The following is a 14,228-nucleotide window of genomic DNA, read 5'->3' as shown; positions in this document are numbered from 1 at the left end:
CGCCACAACCAGCGAAATATTAACCATATATTGAAGGTGCCACGGGGCAGCCATTTTGTTGACGGATCAAAGGGATGGTAGTGAGAAAGTGAACCGCCGGAAGAAGCTGCTGGCCAACCTTGGGGATCCCCTGTTCGGGGATTGGTTGGACAGCCGGAATTCTGGTCGACATCGGGGCTGATGGGGATTCGTGCGGTAGCGCATGGGGTCGATCGATAGGTATATCTTCCGCACGACGCTGGCGTCGTTTGCGCTGGTCCTGGTCAGCCTCACCGGTGTGATCTGGATTACGCAGGCGCTGCGCGGCATCGACCTGATGACGAGCCAGGGTCAGACCATCCTCACCTTCCTCGGCATCACCAGCCTCGTCATCCCGGCCCTGGTCCTGATCATCTCGCCGATCGCGCTGATGATCGCGATCTCGCACACGCTGAACAAGCTCGCGACCGATTCCGAGATCATCGTGATGAATGCCGCCGGCTTCTCGCCGTTCCGGCTGTTCTATCCGTTCTTCTACGCCACCTGCGTGGTGGCGCTGCTGGTCGCCTTCATCGCGGCCTATCTCGCCCCCGACGGCATGCGGCGGATCAAGCAGTGGGATGCCGAGATCACCGCCGACGTGCTCACCAACATTCTCCAGCCCGGCCGCTTCGCCCAGCTCGACAAGAACCTGACGATCCGGATCCGCGAGCGCCAGCCCGGCGGCATCCTCGCCGGCATCTTCATCGACGACCGCCGGGATCCGAACGAGCGCGTTTCGATCGTCGCCGAGCACGGGGAGATCGTGAAGAACGAGACCGGCTCGTTCCTGGTGCTGGAGACAGGCAATCTCCAGCGCTTCGAGGCGGGCAAGCGCGATCCAGCGCTCGTGGCGTTCGGCCGCTACGGCTTCGACATGTCGAAGTTCTCGGGCCAGGGTCGCGACGTCACCCTCGGCATCCGCGAGCGCTATCTCTGGGAGCTGTTCTCGCCGTCCGAGAACGACCCCGTCTACAAGCAGATTCCCGGCCAGTTCCGCGCGGCCCTGCACGACAGCATCCTGGCGCCGATCTATCCCTTCGCCTTTGCCGTGCTGACATTCGCTTTCCTGGGGGCGCCGCGCACCACCCGCCAGAGCCGCAATTTCTCGATCGGCTCCTCGATCGTCGCAGTTTTCGGCCTGCGCATGGCCGGATTTGCCTGTTCGGTGATGGCGGTGAAATCGCCGGGCGCGGTGGTGGTCCAATATGCGCTGGTCAGCGGCGCGATCGGCATCGGGCTCGCGATGATCATCGGCGGCGTCGTGGTCGAGCCGCCCGCCGGCCTGATGGATGCCATCAACAGATCGAACGCGCGGATCGCGCGGCTGTTCGGACGTCCGGCCACCGCATGAGCATGCTCACCAACACACTCGGGCGCTATTTCGCCGGCCGCTTCGTGGTCGCAGCGCTCGGCGTCTTCGGCGGCATTTTCCTGCTCCTGGTGCTGGTCGACTACATCGAGATGGTGCGCAAGACCTCGGGGCTGGCATCCGTCTCTGCGATGATGGTGGCCGAGACCTCGCTGTTCCGGGTGCCGCAGCTGCTGGAGAAGCTGACGCCGTTCTGCATGCTGATCGGCGCCATGACCTGCTATCTCGCCCTCTCCCGCCGGCTCGAGCTCGTGGTGGCGCGCGCCGCCGGCATCTCCGCATGGCAGTTCATCTCGCCGGCGCTCGGCAGCGCGCTCTTGATCGGGGTGATCGCCACCGTCGCCTACAATCCGATGTCCGCGAACCTGCGCGAGCTGTCCAAGCGCATGGAAGCCGAGCTGTTCGGCTCGGCGCCCGGCGGGGGCATCCAGGACGCCTCCGGCTTCTGGCTCAATCAGGTGACCAGCGACGGCCAGACCATCATCAATGCGGCACGCAGCGAGCAGCAGGGCATCCGGCTCACCGGGCTGACGCTGTTCCGGTTTGATCCGGACCAGCACTTCAAGGAGCGGGTCGAGGCACGCGAGGCGACGCTCGAGGCCGGCCGCTGGCTGTTCAAGGGCGTCCGCCGCTTCTCGCTGGATGCGCCGCCGATCGACCAGGCCAGCCTGGAGATTCCGACCACGTTGACCGAGGCGCAGGTCCGCAACAGCTTTTCCACACCCGAGACTGTGTCCTTTTGGCAACTACCGAGCTACATCCGCTCGTCCGAGAGCTCGGGCTTCGCGACAGCCGGATACCGACTCCAGTATCAGAAGCTACTGGCGCAGCCGTTTTTGCTGGCCGCCATGGTGATGCTCGCGGCCTCCGTGTCGTTGCGCTTCTTCCGGATGGGCGGCGTGCAGAAGATGGTTTTGAGTGGCGTGGGCGCAGGCTTTCTGCTCTACGTTCTGTCGAAAGTAACTGAGGATTTGAGCAAGGCTGAGTTGATGCATCCGATCGCTGCGGCGTGGTTGCCCGTTGTGGTGGGCGGCCTCACCGGCTTTTTGGCCTTGCTCTATCAGGAGGACGGATAGTGACTGCCGTCCACCGAGGGCTCGTGTCCCGTTTGACGCGGCGCATTTCGGTGCGCGCGAGCGGGTTCGGCTTGTCCGTCCGCAGGCTCCTGATTGCCGTCGTCGCCGCGTCCTCGCTCGGCGGGTTGATCGACGTTGCCGCCGTGGCGCCGGCCCATGCCCAGAGCTTCACCTACAATCCGCTGCCGCCGCGTCCGAAGCCGCCGAAGGTCGCCAACGACAACCAGATGCTGGTTCAGGCGACCGAGGTCAATTACGACTACAACAATTCGCGCGTCTCCGCGGTCGGTAACGTCCAGCTGTTCTACAACGGCACCAGCGTCGAGGCCGACAGGGTCATCTACGACCAGAAGACCAAGCGGCTGCATGCCGAAGGCAACATCCGCATGACGGATGCCGACGGCAAGATCACCTATGCCGAGATCCTGGATCTCTCCGACGATTACCGCGACGGCTTCGTCGATTCGCTGCGCGTGGACACGGCCGACCAGACCCGCATGGCCGCGAGCCGCGCCGACCGCTCCAGCGGCAACTACACGGTGTTCGAGAACGGCGTCTACACGGCCTGCGCGCCGTGTAAGGACGATCCGAAGAAGCCGCCGCTGTGGCAGGTCAAGGGTGCGCGCATCATCCACGACCAGCAGGAGAAGATGCTGTATTTCGAGACGGCACAGCTCGAGTTCTTCGGCGTGCCGCTCGCCTACATGCCCTATTTCTCGACGCCCGACCCGACCGTGAAGCGCAAGTCCGGCTTCCTGATGCCCGGCTATTTCCCCGGCACGACGAACACGGGATTCGGCGCCGAGGTTCCCTATTACTGGGCGATCGCGCCCGACATGGACGCCACCTTCACCCCCCGCTTCATGTCGCGGCAAGGCGTGATGCTGCAGGGCGAATTCCGTCAGCGCCTGATCGACGGCGCCTACCAGATCCGCGCTTACGGCATCAACCAGCTCGATCCCGGCGCGTTTTCCGGCCAGCCCGGCGACCGCGACTTCCGCGGCGCCATCGACACCAAGGGTCAGTTCGCGCTGAACGACAAATGGGTCTGGGGCTGGGACGGCGTCCTGATGTCCGACTACTATTTCTTCTCGGACTACCGGCTCTATCAGTATCGCGATCCGCTCGGCTCGTTCCTGCTGCTGCCGACGGAAGCGCTGTCGCAGCTCTACCTCACCGGCGTCGGCAATCGCAGCTTCTTCGATGCCCGCACGATGTACTGGCTGAGCTATTCGGGCAACCAGAGCCAGGTGCCGATCGTCTATCCGGTGATCGACTATTCCAACGTGCTGAACTATCCCGTCTTCGGCGGCGAGTTCAGCTACAAGACCAATTTCGTGAACCTGTCGCGCGACCAGGCGGTGTTCGATCCGATCACGACGGTCGCCAACACCAGCAGCCTGTGCACCACGGCGTCTGCCGACCCGCTGGCCCGCACGCCTTCGCAATGCCTGCTGCGCGGCTTCCCCGGCACCTACACCCGCCTCACGGCGGAAGCGCAGTGGCGCAAGTCCTTCACCGATCCGCTCGGCCAGATCTGGACGCCGTTCGCCAGCCTGCGCGCCGACGCGATCAACTCCTCGGTCTCGAACCAGCCCGGCGTCTCGAACTACCTGCCCGTGGGAGACACCCAGGCGTTCCGCCTGATGCCGACCGTGGGCCTGGAGTACCGCTATCCCTTCATCAACATTCAGCCCTGGGGTTCGACCACCGTTGAGCCGATCGCGCAGATCATCATCCGGCCGAACGAGACCTATGCCGGCAAGCTGCCGAACGAGGACGCCCAGAGCATGGTGTTCGACGCCTCGAACCTGTTCAGCGTCGACAAGTTCTCCGGCTACGACCGCGTCGAGGGCGGCGGCCGCGCCAATGTCGGCGTGCAGTCCACTACGCAGTTCGACAAGGGCGGCGCCGTCAAGGTGCTGTTCGGCCAGTCCTACCACCTGTTCGGCCTGAACTCCTTCGCAGTCCAGGACGCCATCAATACGGGCCTCGATTCCGGCCTCGACAAGCCGCGCTCCGATTACGTCGCGAGCGCCAGCTACTCGCCCAACAGCACCTACACGTTCAGCGTCCGCTCCCGCATGGACGAGCAGACCTGGAACGTGCAGCGCTTCGAGGCGGAAGGCCGCGCCAACTTCAACCGCTGGTCGGTCAGCATGCTGTATGGCAATTACGCGGCGCAGCCGGAGCTCGGCTATCTGACCCGCCGCGAGGGCATCCTGACCACGGGCTCGCTGAAGGTCGCGACCAACTGGGTGGTGTCGGGCTCGGCGCGCTGGGATCTCGAGGCCAACAAGATCAACCAGTATGTGCTCGGTGCCGGCTATGTCGACGATTGCTTCGTGCTGGCGGCGAACTATGTAACTTCGTATAGCTATGCGGCGGGCTCCGCGCCGCCCACGCTGAGCCACGCGTTCATGTTCCAAATCGGCCTGCGCACGCTGGCGACCTCGTCGACGACCAGCAGTTCCGCCGGCCTCCAGTGAACGGTTTGAAGTGCCGGCCGCGTTTGCCCCATCCCGGCGCGGCTGACATGCGAGCGACATCATGACGATCCCACTGCCAGTCTTCCGCCTCCTTCTCGCCATCGGTGCCACACTGATGCTGACGGCCCTGCCCTCGCCGTCGCGCGCGCAGAACATCGTCGTCATGGTCAACGGCGACCCGATCACCGATTTCGACATCGAGCAGCGCGCCAAGCTCGACCAGCTGACGACGCAGAAGACCCCGAGCCGGCAGGAGGTCATCAACGAGCTGATCGATGACAAGGTGAAGCTCAAGGAAGGCAGGAAGTTCGGCGTCGACCCCGGCGTCTCCGACGTCAACCAGTCCTACGAGGGCATGGCGCAGCGCATGCGCATCACGCCGGATCAGCTCACCAAATCGCTCGAATCCAAGGGCGTCCGCCCGGAGACGCTGAAGGGCCGCATGAAGGCCGAGATGGTCTGGACCAGCCTCGTGCGCGGACGCTACAAGGAGCGCCTCCAGGTCGGCGAGCGCGACGTCGCCCAGGCCGTGCAGGCCCAGACCGGCGAGAAGCTCCAGGTCGAGGGCACCGAATACAAGATGCAGCCGATCGTGCTGATCGTGCCGCGCGGCTCGTCGGCGGCGTTCCTGGAAACCCGGAAGAAGGAAGCCGAGAACTATCGCGCGCGCGTCGGAAGCTGCGAGGAAGCCAACTCGCTGTTCCGCTCGACGCCGAACGCCACCATCCGCGACACCGTCACCAAAACCACCGCGGAGCTTCCCGAGCCGCTGCGCAAGGTGCTCGACGACACGCCGATCGGCCGCATGACCGCGCCCGAGATGACCAAGAACGGCATCGAGATGGTGGTGCTGTGCTCGCGCAAGCCGACCATGATCGACACGCCGAAGAAGCGCGAGGTTCGCGAGAAGATGTATCAGGAGAAGTACGAGAAGACCCAGAAGGCCTATCTCGAAGAGCTCCGCAAGGCGGCGATGATCGAATATCGCAACCGCTGATGGCCAAGCACCTCTCGGAGTCTTCCACCAAGTCCGCAGCCAAGCCCCTTGCCCTGACCCTGGGAGAGCCCGCCGGCATCGGCCCCGACATCGCGATCGCGGCCTGGCTCAGGCGCCGCGAGCTGAACCTGCCCGCCTTCTACCTGCTCGGCGACGAAGCGCTGATCGCGCGTCGCGCCAAGGCGCTCGGCGCCGGGATCAGGATCGCATCGTCGAGCGCCGAAGAGGCCGCTTCCGCCTTCACCGATGCCCTCCCCGTGGTCGCGACCGGCGAGCATGCGACCGCCGAGCCCGGCAAGCCCGACGCATCCAGCGCGCCGGCCGCGCTCGCCTCGATCCGCCAGGCGGTCATCGACGTGCGCGCGGGCCGCGCCGGCGCCGTCGTCACCAACCCGATCGCCAAGAGCGTGCTCTACCGCTCGGGCTTCCGCCATCCCGGCCACACCGAATTCCTCGCCGAGCTTGCCGCGGAGAACGGCCGCGTGCCGCAGCCGGTGATGATGCTGTGGTCGCCGCGGCTCGCCGTGGTGCCCGTGACCATCCACGTCTCGCTGCGCGATGCGCTGGCCCAGCTCACCAGCTCCCTGATCGTCTCGACCGTACGCATCGTCGCCACGGAGCTGAAGTCACGCTTCGGCATCGCAAAGCCGCGCATCGCGATCTCGGGCCTCAATCCGCATGCCGGCGAAGACGGATCGCTCGGCCACGAGGAGCAGACCGTCATCGCCCCGGCGCTGAAAGTGCTGCGCAACGACGGCATCGAGGCCAGGGGTCCGCTGCCCGCCGACACCATGTTCCACGAGGCCGCGCGGCAAACCTATGACTGCGCGGTCTGCATGTATCACGACCAGGCGCTGATCCCGATCAAGACGATCGCCTTCGACGACGCCGTCAATGTCACGCTCGGCCTGCCCTTCATCCGCACCTCGCCCGATCACGGCACCGCCTTCGACATCGCCGGCACCGGCAAGGCCAATCCGGCGAGCCTGATCGCGGCGCTCGAGCTTGCGAGCCGCATGGCCGCTTCGCAAAGCCGATGAGCGCGATCGACGACCTCCCGCCGCTGCGCGAGGTCATTCGCCAGCACGCGCTGTCGGCCAGGAAATCGCTCGGCCAGAACTTCCTGCTCGACCTCAACCTGACCGCGCGCATCGCGCGTGCGGCCGCGCCGCTGGACGAGGCGACCATCGTCGAGATCGGCCCCGGCCCGGGCGGGCTGACGCGCGCGCTGCTCGCGCTCGGCGCCAAGCGCGTCATCGCCATCGAGCATGACGCGCGCGCGATCCCTGCGCTGGAGGATATTTCGGCGCGCTATCCCGGACGGCTCGAGATCGTGCATGGCGACGCCATGACCTTCGATCCGCGCCCGCTGCTCGGGGACGGCAAGGCCAAGATCGTCGCCAACCTGCCCTACAACATCGCGACCCAGCTGCTGATCAACTGGCTCACCATCGAGCCCTGGCCGCCCTGGTACGAGATGATGGTCCTGATGTTCCAGCGCGAGGTCGGCGAGCGCATCGTCGCGCGCGAGGACGAGGAGGCCTATGGCCGGCTGGGCGTGCTCGCCAACTGGCGCTGCGAGACCAAAATCCTGTTCGACATTGCGCCGTCAGCCTTCGTGCCGCCGCCGAAGGTCACCTCTTCCGTCGTGCGCCTCGTGCCGCGCCCGGAGCCTTTGCCCTGCGATCGCAGGCTGCTCGAGCAGGTCGCCGCAGCAGCCTTCGGCCAGCGCCGCAAGATGCTGCGGCAAAGCCTGAAGTCGCTCGGCGTCGATCCCGCGCGGCTCGCGCAGGCCGCCGGCGTCGATGCGACGCGACGCGCCGAGACCATCTCGATTCCGGGCTTTGTTGCCATGGCGCGCGAATTGGCCGATATACGCAGCGAAGCAGCGTGATCCGGAAACGTGTGAAGCGGTTTTCCGAAACAGATCATGCTCAAACAATGAGCTAATTTCGGAGGAAGAAATATGGCGTTGATGCGCAGGCAGTCCCTGGTCAAGTTCGACGCGCCCTTGTGCGAGACCGTCATCGACACGCCGAAGCCGCAAGGACGCGAGGTGCTGGTGCGCATCGAGCGCTGCGGCCTCTGCCATTCCGACCTGCACATCCAGGACGGCTATGCCGATCTCGGCGGCGGCAAGAAGCTCGACACCACGCGCGGCATGACGCTACCGTTCACGCTCGGCCACGAGATTGCCGGCGTCGTCGACGAAGTCGGCCCGGACGTGCCCGCCGGCCTCATCGGCGCGAAGAAGGCGGTGTTTCCATGGATCGGCTGCAGCCAGTGCCGCGACTGCGCCAACGGCGACGAGAACCTCTGCGTCAAGCAGCGCTTCCTCGGCGTCTCCATCGACGGCGGCTTCGCCACCCACGTGCTGGTCCCCGACGCCAAATACCTGCTCGACTACGATCCCCTGCCCGTCAACCAGGCCGCGACCTTGATGTGCTCCGGCGTCACCGCCTATGGCGCGCTCAAGCGCCTGGTCGATCGTCCGCGCCAGCGCAACCTCTTGCTGATCGGCCTCGGCGGCGTCGGCATGATGGGCCTGTCGTTCGCGCAAGCGATGTTCAAGCAGCCGATCACGGTCGCGGACCTCTCACCGGCCGCGCGCGAGACCGCGCTGAAGAACGGTGCCGCAGCCGCCTACGATCCGGCCGAGCCTGACGTCATCAAGCGCATCCTCAAGGAGACCGAAGGCGGCTTCGACGAGATCGTGGATTTCGCCGGCAACGAGAAGTCGATGGCCTTTGCGGTCGCTGTGGCCGCGCGCGGTGGCAAGATCGTGGTGTCCGGCCTGATGGGCGGCCAGTTCACGCTGCCCATGGTGCAGTGGGTCTACAAGCGCATGACCATCGAGGGCTTCATGGTGGGCACGCTCGCCGAAGCCCACGAGCTGATGGCGCTGGCGCGCGCAGGCAAGATCAAGCCGACGCCGATGCGCGAGGAGCCGATGGGCGACGTCCAGAAATGGATCGACGAATTGCGTGCCGGCAAGGTCGTCGGCCGTATCGTGCTGAAGAACTGATCCGCTCCAGCGGCGGGCCTGACGGAAGTCTCGCCCGCCGCACGGAACGCCTTCGGCCCGGCCGCGTTGGCTGCCCATGTCCATTCGCTGCACCGTCGAAAGCGCTTTCTTCATCGCCTGGAGCTGCCTCGAGACGAGCGGCGAGCTCGGTCCGCCGGACGAGAGTGCGAACTTCCTTCTCGACGCCATCGAAGCGCAGCTCAAGACCGGCGAACGCCGGCAGTTGATGCTGGCGAACAAGGCGATCGATGCCTATCGCACGCACGCCGCGCTGAAGCGATCGTCGCGGGACTGCGAAGCCCATTTCGGGTGAACGATCATCGCGCCCCTCGGACGCGCCGTTCGGCGGACCGAAGCGCACTGTGCGGCGACCGCCGCTGGCGCCGCCCCACACGCCTTCCAAGTTTTCAACGTCCGAACATCCCTTGTGTGCACTTTGGAACCGTCGGTTCCGCCGCGGAAACGTAGGTTTCCCGCTGGCGCCGATTCCCGGCCGCGAAGAGAACACATTGTGACCGGTCGGCCCCAGAACGATCTGCTGCGGCAGCTCACCCATCAGGACTTTGAACTGCTCGCGCCTCACCTTCAGTCGGTGGAAGTCGAGGCGAGCCAGATCCTGCACCACGCCGGCGACAGCGTCGCGGCGGTTCATTTTCCCTGCGGTCCGGCACTCCTGTCGTTCGCCGTGCCGGTTGAAGATGATCGCGAGGTCGAGAGCTTGCTGGTGGGGCGCGAGGGTGCGGTGGGCATTGCCGGCCGCACGCCTTCGCTCGCCTATTCGCGGATCGTCGTGAAGCTCGGCGGCACCCTGGTCCGGCTGCCGCTGCGGGCGCTCGAGCAGGCGCAGCAGAGGTCGGCTACGCTGCAGGACGTGTTCGCGCGCTATGCCGACTGTCAGTTCGCGCAGTTGCTGCAGACCGCGGCCTGCAACGCCGCCCATTCCATCGAGCAGCGCGCCGCCAAGTGGATCATCTCCGCGCATGAACATATCGGCGGGGCCGAGATTCCCCTCACCCACGAGCAGCTCGCCGGCATGCTGGGCGTCTCCCGCAGCTACGCCAGCCGCGTCATCCAGATGTTCAAAGCGAGGCGCATCCTCGCGACGCGCCGCGGCGCCCTCCTGATCCTGGACGCGCCGGCGCTCGCGGCAAGAGCCTGTTGCTGCAACATCTGGGTGAACAGGTATTTCGACGAGGTCCGCGGCAAGGCGGCAACCGCGGAGGGCTAATGCCTCCATCTTCCCCGAGCCGCTGCAATTCACGCCATTGCAACACGATCAGCTCGCCCTCGCGCAGGTCCATGGCTCCGCTCCGCCTGAGCTCGGCGAGTGTCCGGTTCACCGTCGCGATCGCCATGCCCAGCGTCTCGCCGAGCTGGGCCAGGCTGATCGGCACGCGGCAGCGATTGCCGCGGACCAGCTGCGCGGCGCGGGCGCGGTAGAACAGCTCGCAGAACAGGTGCGCCATGCGCGCCTGCATCGGCCGCGCGCTGTTGTTGGTGATGGCCTCGCGAAAGATGGCCGCATCGAGCAGCGTCTCGCGCCAGATGGCCAGCCACAGGGCGGGCCGCCGCCGGAACGCGGCGATCAGTTCACGATGCGGGATGAAGGCCACCGAAGCCGGCCCAAGCGCGCAGAGCCCATGGTCCATCTGGTCGATGAAAAGCCCCTGCGAGTCCGGCAGGTCGCCGGCGAGATGAAACGAGAGATACTGCCGTCCACCGCTGAAGAGCAGATGATAGCGCGCGACCATGCCCGAGACGACCAGCGCCGAATGTTCGGGCTCGTCGCCCTGCCGAATGAAATCCTCGTTCGGCTCGACATCGCGCTGGGTGAAGGTGAGCGCGCGGATCTGGGCGACGTCATCCTCTTCGAGCGCGGTGTGCTCGCCAAGGTTCCGTATCAGTACGTCGTGGGCTTTTTCCATGCGGGTGCCGAAAATCGCACCGGTCCTATCAAATGATACATCCGGCCTGCGTCCAGCTGACTAGAACTCGCATCCGACGCACGGGTTGCTAACCGGTTTCGACATTGCGGGGTCGCGACCATGCGTTTCCCGAAAGCTGACCCAGCGCCTTTCTCATGAGCCCTACGACGATCCTGGAGCGCATCCGCCACCTCCTCGAGCCCGAGCCGAGCGAACACCTGGACCGCATCGGCGATGCCCTGCTGAAAGGCGCACCGCGTGAACCGGCGCACCCGATGACGGACCAGGAACTGGCTCGCGCGATCCGCGAGTTCCGCTCCGCGCCGGTCTCGCACCGGACCCTCGCAAGACTCTCCCGACGCCTGAGCGAGGCGCCGGTGCCGCACGACGTTTGAAGCACGCACACGATTCTCATGCCGCATCCTAAATTCCTTGCGCGCCTCCAAACGATCGAAGGACTTTCCGAAGAGGAACGCCGGCAGGTCGCAGACTTACCGTCCACACTGCGCCATGTCGTAGACGGCGAGATCGTGCTGCGGCAGGGTGAGGCTGCCTCACGCTGCGTCTTCGTCGTCAGCGGCTTCCTTTACCAGTCCCGCATCGTCGGCGACCGCAGCCAGATCCTCGCCTTTCACGTTCCCGGCGACATGCCGTGCCTGCACACGCTGCTGGTCTCACCGCTCGATGCGGACCTCGTCGGGCTTGGCCCGACCATCGTCGGCACCGTCGCGCACAGCCAGCTCCGCCAGCTTCTCGACGGCTCCAGCCACCTGACCCGCGCCTTCTGGCGCGAGACGTTGATCGACGCGGCGATCTCGCGGCAATGGATCGCGCGCCTCGGCGCGCAGGCGGCGCTGCCCAAGGTCGCGCATCTCATCTGCGAACTCTCAGCAAGGCTGGAGGTCGTCGGCCTCGTCAAGGACGGGAGTTTCCAGCTGCCGATGACGCAGCGGCACGTTGCCGACGCCTGCGGATTGTCGATCGTCCACGTCAATCGCACCATCCAGGAGCTGAGGCATCGCGGGTTGATCGCATGGGAAGGCAGCGAGATCGAGCTGCTCCAGCCCGACGAGCTGCGCAAGCTTGCGGATTTCAGGCCCGACTATCTGAGCTGAGCGCGATGACGAGTCATCCTGATCTCATCGTGCTTTAGGCCACCACCGCGCCAGCGACCGAAAAGCCGGCTCGTTCCATGGGGGGACTCCAGAGGCTCTCGCCATTTGGCTAATTGCGTCGCCATGGCATCGAACTATTATCGCACTGAGCATGAGTGGATCTGGGCATCTCGATCAGCTGATCGACCGCATCTACGAGGCCGGGCTGCTACCCTCATTGTGGCCCGACGTCCTCAATGAGATCGGTCTCGCCATCGGCGGGAATGGCGGCCTGCTTTTCGCAGTACGCGACGGCTATGTCAGTGCGGTCAATTCCCCTAATTACGACCAGACAATGCCTCTTTTCCTGAAGGAGGGATGGGCCGAGCGCGATCCGTTGCTGCCGCGTGCCACTGCTCTCAACTACGCCGGCTTCCTCAATGATGGAGACCTTCTCTCGGAGGATGAGATTGCGACCAATGATGTGTATCGCAATTTCTATCGCAAGCACGGGCTCGGTTACAGAGCCGGAACAATCATCCCGATACCCAGCGGCGATTCGATTGCGATCGTCATGCCGCGGCACCATGACAATGGACCGGTGCCGCGCGACATCGTTCGGTTCCTGGATGACTTGAGGCCGCATCTGGCTCGATCGTCCCTGGCGGCAAGCCGCCTTGGCTTCGAGCGCGTTCGCGCGCAGGCCGATGCGTTGCAGGCGATCGGGCTGCCCGGAGCGATATTGCGCGAAGGCGGCCGCTTGCTCGCGGCGAACGGCCTGTTCGAAGCCCTGATGCCGTCGCTGTTCCACGACCGCGCCGACCGGTTGACGTTGACCGATGCTGCCGCGGACGGGTTGTTCTCGGCAGCGCTGGCGGCCTCGTTCGTTGGCAACGGTCGGATGGTCAACTCCGTTGCCATCGCAGCGGCGATGGACCGCGTGCCGATGGTCCTGCATGTCGTCCCGGTGCGCGGATCGGCACGCGATATCTTCACGCGAGCCACTTTCATGCTCGTCGTGACTCCAGTCGATCGCGGTGCGGTACCGACTGCGGAGGTCCTGCAAGGGCTGTTCGACCTGACGCCGGCAGAGGCCCAGGTGGCGCGTGGCGTTGCACAGGCGGAATCGCTCGACGCACTCGCCGCAGCAATCGGCGTTGCGCGAGAGACAGTGCGCACGCAGCTCAAAGCCGTGCTTTCAAAGACCGGTCTATCGCGTCAGCAGGAGCTCGTCAGCCTGCTCGCCGGCAAGGCATTGCGCGGCGACTAGACTGTTATCCATCCGCAAAGCGTGGATCCGACCACCTTACGCTGGCTGCTCGCGCGGCGCGAATTCACTTGGGCTCTTGATCACCTATCCTCGTTTTGGCACGCGCCGCCCTGTCAGACTTTTCCTGTCAGACTCGCCTGGATCAGACTTGCCTGGGTCACGCAAGCCCCCTCTTCACCCAAATGGGTGAAGACACAATTCGACCCTCCGGGTTCAACTCTGTCCAGGTTGGATGTTTGACGAGAAGCGGCAGCGATGGTCAGACCGGCGTTTCCGATATTCGACGTGATCCTGGTACAGCGCAAAAGAAAATGGACCTGGAGCATCTGCACCAGCCAGGGAGTGGTCGTGGCGCACGGGCGGGAACCAAGTCGACCTGCCGCGAAGTACCAGGCCGATAGAGCGCTTTTCATGCTGCTTCTGACCGCGCCCTATCGGTCGCGGCTTCCTGTATAGATACCCCTCATTGAGGGGCGTGCGGCTCAACCGACGTTGACCGCCCGAGGCGTCGGGCAAAACACCTCGTCAACCCCTCGTCGCGAAAATATTACACTTTTCCGAATTTCGGATTTATGGCATATCCTCCCTCATCCCGGCCTGCCAAAGGGGCGCTTCGCGATCGTCACGAGATGCGGGCCGGGTGGCGGTGGACGCGGCAGCGCCGGCGCGGATCAGCGTGATGCCAGGGCGGGCAACCGTGAGGCATCGTGCGGACGCGAACGACACGGCGCCGTAACAGCGGTCTCGTCGATGCCGGGGGCGAGCACACGCAAGCCCTCGGGCATTCAGGCGAGGCCGTCCGCGGACGGAGAAGTCGTGTGGTCCTGACGCCCGGGGTCTGTGCGTCAAGGCTTGCGGTGATGCGGCGGCCCGACCGGGTGCGCGCGTCAGCCATCTGCAAGGCGACGGGGGCAATAGTGCATCGCTCCCCGGGGAGAGCACGAAGGACACCGTTAAAACCA

At 65.2% G+C, this 14,228-nt stretch carries 12 protein-coding genes and 1 pseudogene; 12 read left to right on the top strand and 1 reads right to left on the bottom strand.

Translation table 11 applies throughout. The features are described from left to right. The first annotated feature begins 202 nt into the window (after positions 1-202). The 9 genes from lptF to AX729_RS41060 all read left to right on the top strand — a co-directional run bounded on the left by lptF (position 203) and on the right by AX729_RS41060 (position 10,205). Positions 203-1,372 carry an LPS export ABC transporter permease LptF gene (gene lptF, locus AX729_RS07445; protein ID WP_061021598.1) on the top strand — a complete coding sequence of 390 codons (1,170 nt, stop codon included), beginning with the start codon at positions 203-205 and terminating at the stop codon, positions 1,370-1,372. Beyond that, a complete protein-coding gene (lptG, locus tag AX729_RS07440) occupies positions 1,369-2,466 on the top strand; it encodes an LPS export ABC transporter permease LptG (RefSeq protein ID WP_061021596.1) in 1,098 nt (365 codons plus the stop codon). The genes lptF and lptG overlap by 4 nt, the downstream gene beginning before the upstream one ends. Before the next feature lie 32 nt (positions 2,467-2,498). Then, on the top strand, positions 2,499-4,955 hold the full coding sequence (locus tag AX729_RS07435) for an LPS-assembly protein LptD (RefSeq protein ID WP_502686902.1): 2,457 nt from the start codon (positions 2,499-2,501) through the stop codon (positions 4,953-4,955). Between the two features lie 61 nt (positions 4,956-5,016). Then, positions 5,017-5,952, top strand: coding sequence for a peptidylprolyl isomerase (locus AX729_RS07430; protein WP_061021592.1), 936 nt, complete (start codon positions 5,017-5,019; stop codon positions 5,950-5,952). Then, positions 5,952-6,992 carry a 4-hydroxythreonine-4-phosphate dehydrogenase PdxA gene (pdxA, locus tag AX729_RS07425; protein WP_061021590.1) on the top strand — a complete coding sequence of 347 codons (1,041 nt, stop codon included), beginning with the start codon at positions 5,952-5,954 and terminating at the stop codon, positions 6,990-6,992. Before AX729_RS07430 ends, pdxA begins: the two co-directional genes overlap by 1 nt. After that, positions 6,989-7,846, top strand: a complete 858-nt coding sequence (rsmA, locus tag AX729_RS07420; RefSeq protein WP_061021588.1) for a 16S rRNA (adenine(1518)-N(6)/adenine(1519)-N(6))-dimethyltransferase RsmA — start codon at positions 6,989-6,991, stop codon at positions 7,844-7,846. Before pdxA ends, rsmA begins: the two co-directional genes overlap by 4 nt. A 72-nt stretch (positions 7,847-7,918) precedes the next feature. Then, positions 7,919-8,977, top strand: a complete 1,059-nt coding sequence (locus AX729_RS07415) for an alcohol dehydrogenase (protein WP_061021586.1) — start codon at positions 7,919-7,921, stop codon at positions 8,975-8,977. Between the two features lie 76 nt (positions 8,978-9,053). Next, entirely contained in the window at positions 9,054-9,290 is a 237-nt protein-coding gene (locus AX729_RS07410; protein ID WP_061021584.1) for a hypothetical protein, read from the top strand. Positions 9,291-9,488: 198 nt separating this feature from the next. Continuing rightward, positions 9,489-10,205, top strand: coding sequence for a Crp/Fnr family transcriptional regulator (locus AX729_RS41060; protein ID WP_061021582.1), 717 nt, complete (start codon positions 9,489-9,491; stop codon positions 10,203-10,205). Here the strand turns inward: AX729_RS41060 and AX729_RS38440 are convergent. Then, positions 10,189-10,902: pseudogene (locus AX729_RS38440) on the bottom strand (Crp/Fnr family transcriptional regulator); the annotation flags it as partial. The gene AX729_RS41060 and the pseudogene AX729_RS38440 overlap by 17 nt on opposite strands. A 155-nt stretch (positions 10,903-11,057) precedes the next feature. Here AX729_RS38440 and AX729_RS07395 point away from each other — a divergent pair. The 3 genes from AX729_RS07395 (at position 11,058) to AX729_RS07385 (ending at position 13,266) form a co-directional block, all read left to right on the top strand. After that, positions 11,058-11,297, top strand: coding sequence for a hypothetical protein (locus tag AX729_RS07395; RefSeq protein WP_061021577.1), 240 nt, complete (start codon positions 11,058-11,060; stop codon positions 11,295-11,297). Between the two features lie 18 nt (positions 11,298-11,315). After that, a complete protein-coding gene (locus AX729_RS07390; RefSeq protein WP_061021575.1) occupies positions 11,316-12,017 on the top strand; it encodes a Crp/Fnr family transcriptional regulator in 702 nt (233 codons plus the stop codon). A 151-nt stretch (positions 12,018-12,168) separates the two neighbouring features. After that, positions 12,169-13,266, top strand: a complete 1,098-nt coding sequence (locus tag AX729_RS07385; RefSeq protein WP_061021574.1) for a helix-turn-helix transcriptional regulator — start codon at positions 12,169-12,171, stop codon at positions 13,264-13,266. Positions 13,267-14,228: the final 962 nt, after the last annotated feature.

The sequence above is a fragment of the Bradyrhizobium sp. CCH5-F6 genome (genome assembly GCF_001556045.1).
Lineage (GTDB): Bacteria > Pseudomonadota > Alphaproteobacteria > Rhizobiales > Xanthobacteraceae > Bradyrhizobium.
Note: the sequence above shows the minus strand (reverse complement) of the source record. Positions and strands in the feature narration are given on the sequence as shown.

What these genes read in the sequence shown, in the direction of transcription:
- AX729_RS07395 (WP_061021577.1), top strand. Translation starts at nt 11,058, where the DNA reads ATGAGCCCTACGACGATCCTGGAGCGCATCCGCCACCTCCTCGAGCCC.
- AX729_RS07385 (WP_061021574.1), top strand. Translation starts at nt 12,169, where the DNA reads ATGAGTGGATCTGGGCATCTCGATCAGCTGATCGACCGCATCTACGAG.
- lptG (WP_061021596.1), top strand. Translation starts at nt 1,369, where the DNA reads ATGAGCATGCTCACCAACACACTCGGGCGCTATTTCGCCGGCCGCTTC.
- AX729_RS07410 (WP_061021584.1), top strand. Translation starts at nt 9,054, where the DNA reads ATGTCCATTCGCTGCACCGTCGAAAGCGCTTTCTTCATCGCCTGGAGC.
- pdxA (WP_061021590.1), top strand. Translation starts at nt 5,952, where the DNA reads ATGGCCAAGCACCTCTCGGAGTCTTCCACCAAGTCCGCAGCCAAGCCC.
- lptF (WP_061021598.1), top strand. Translation starts at nt 203, where the DNA reads ATGGGGTCGATCGATAGGTATATCTTCCGCACGACGCTGGCGTCGTTT.
- AX729_RS07390 (WP_061021575.1), top strand. Translation starts at nt 11,316, where the DNA reads ATGCCGCATCCTAAATTCCTTGCGCGCCTCCAAACGATCGAAGGACTT.
- rsmA (WP_061021588.1), top strand. Translation starts at nt 6,989, where the DNA reads ATGAGCGCGATCGACGACCTCCCGCCGCTGCGCGAGGTCATTCGCCAG.
- AX729_RS07430 (WP_061021592.1), top strand. Translation starts at nt 5,017, where the DNA reads ATGACGATCCCACTGCCAGTCTTCCGCCTCCTTCTCGCCATCGGTGCC.
- AX729_RS07415 (WP_061021586.1), top strand. Translation starts at nt 7,919, where the DNA reads ATGGCGTTGATGCGCAGGCAGTCCCTGGTCAAGTTCGACGCGCCCTTG.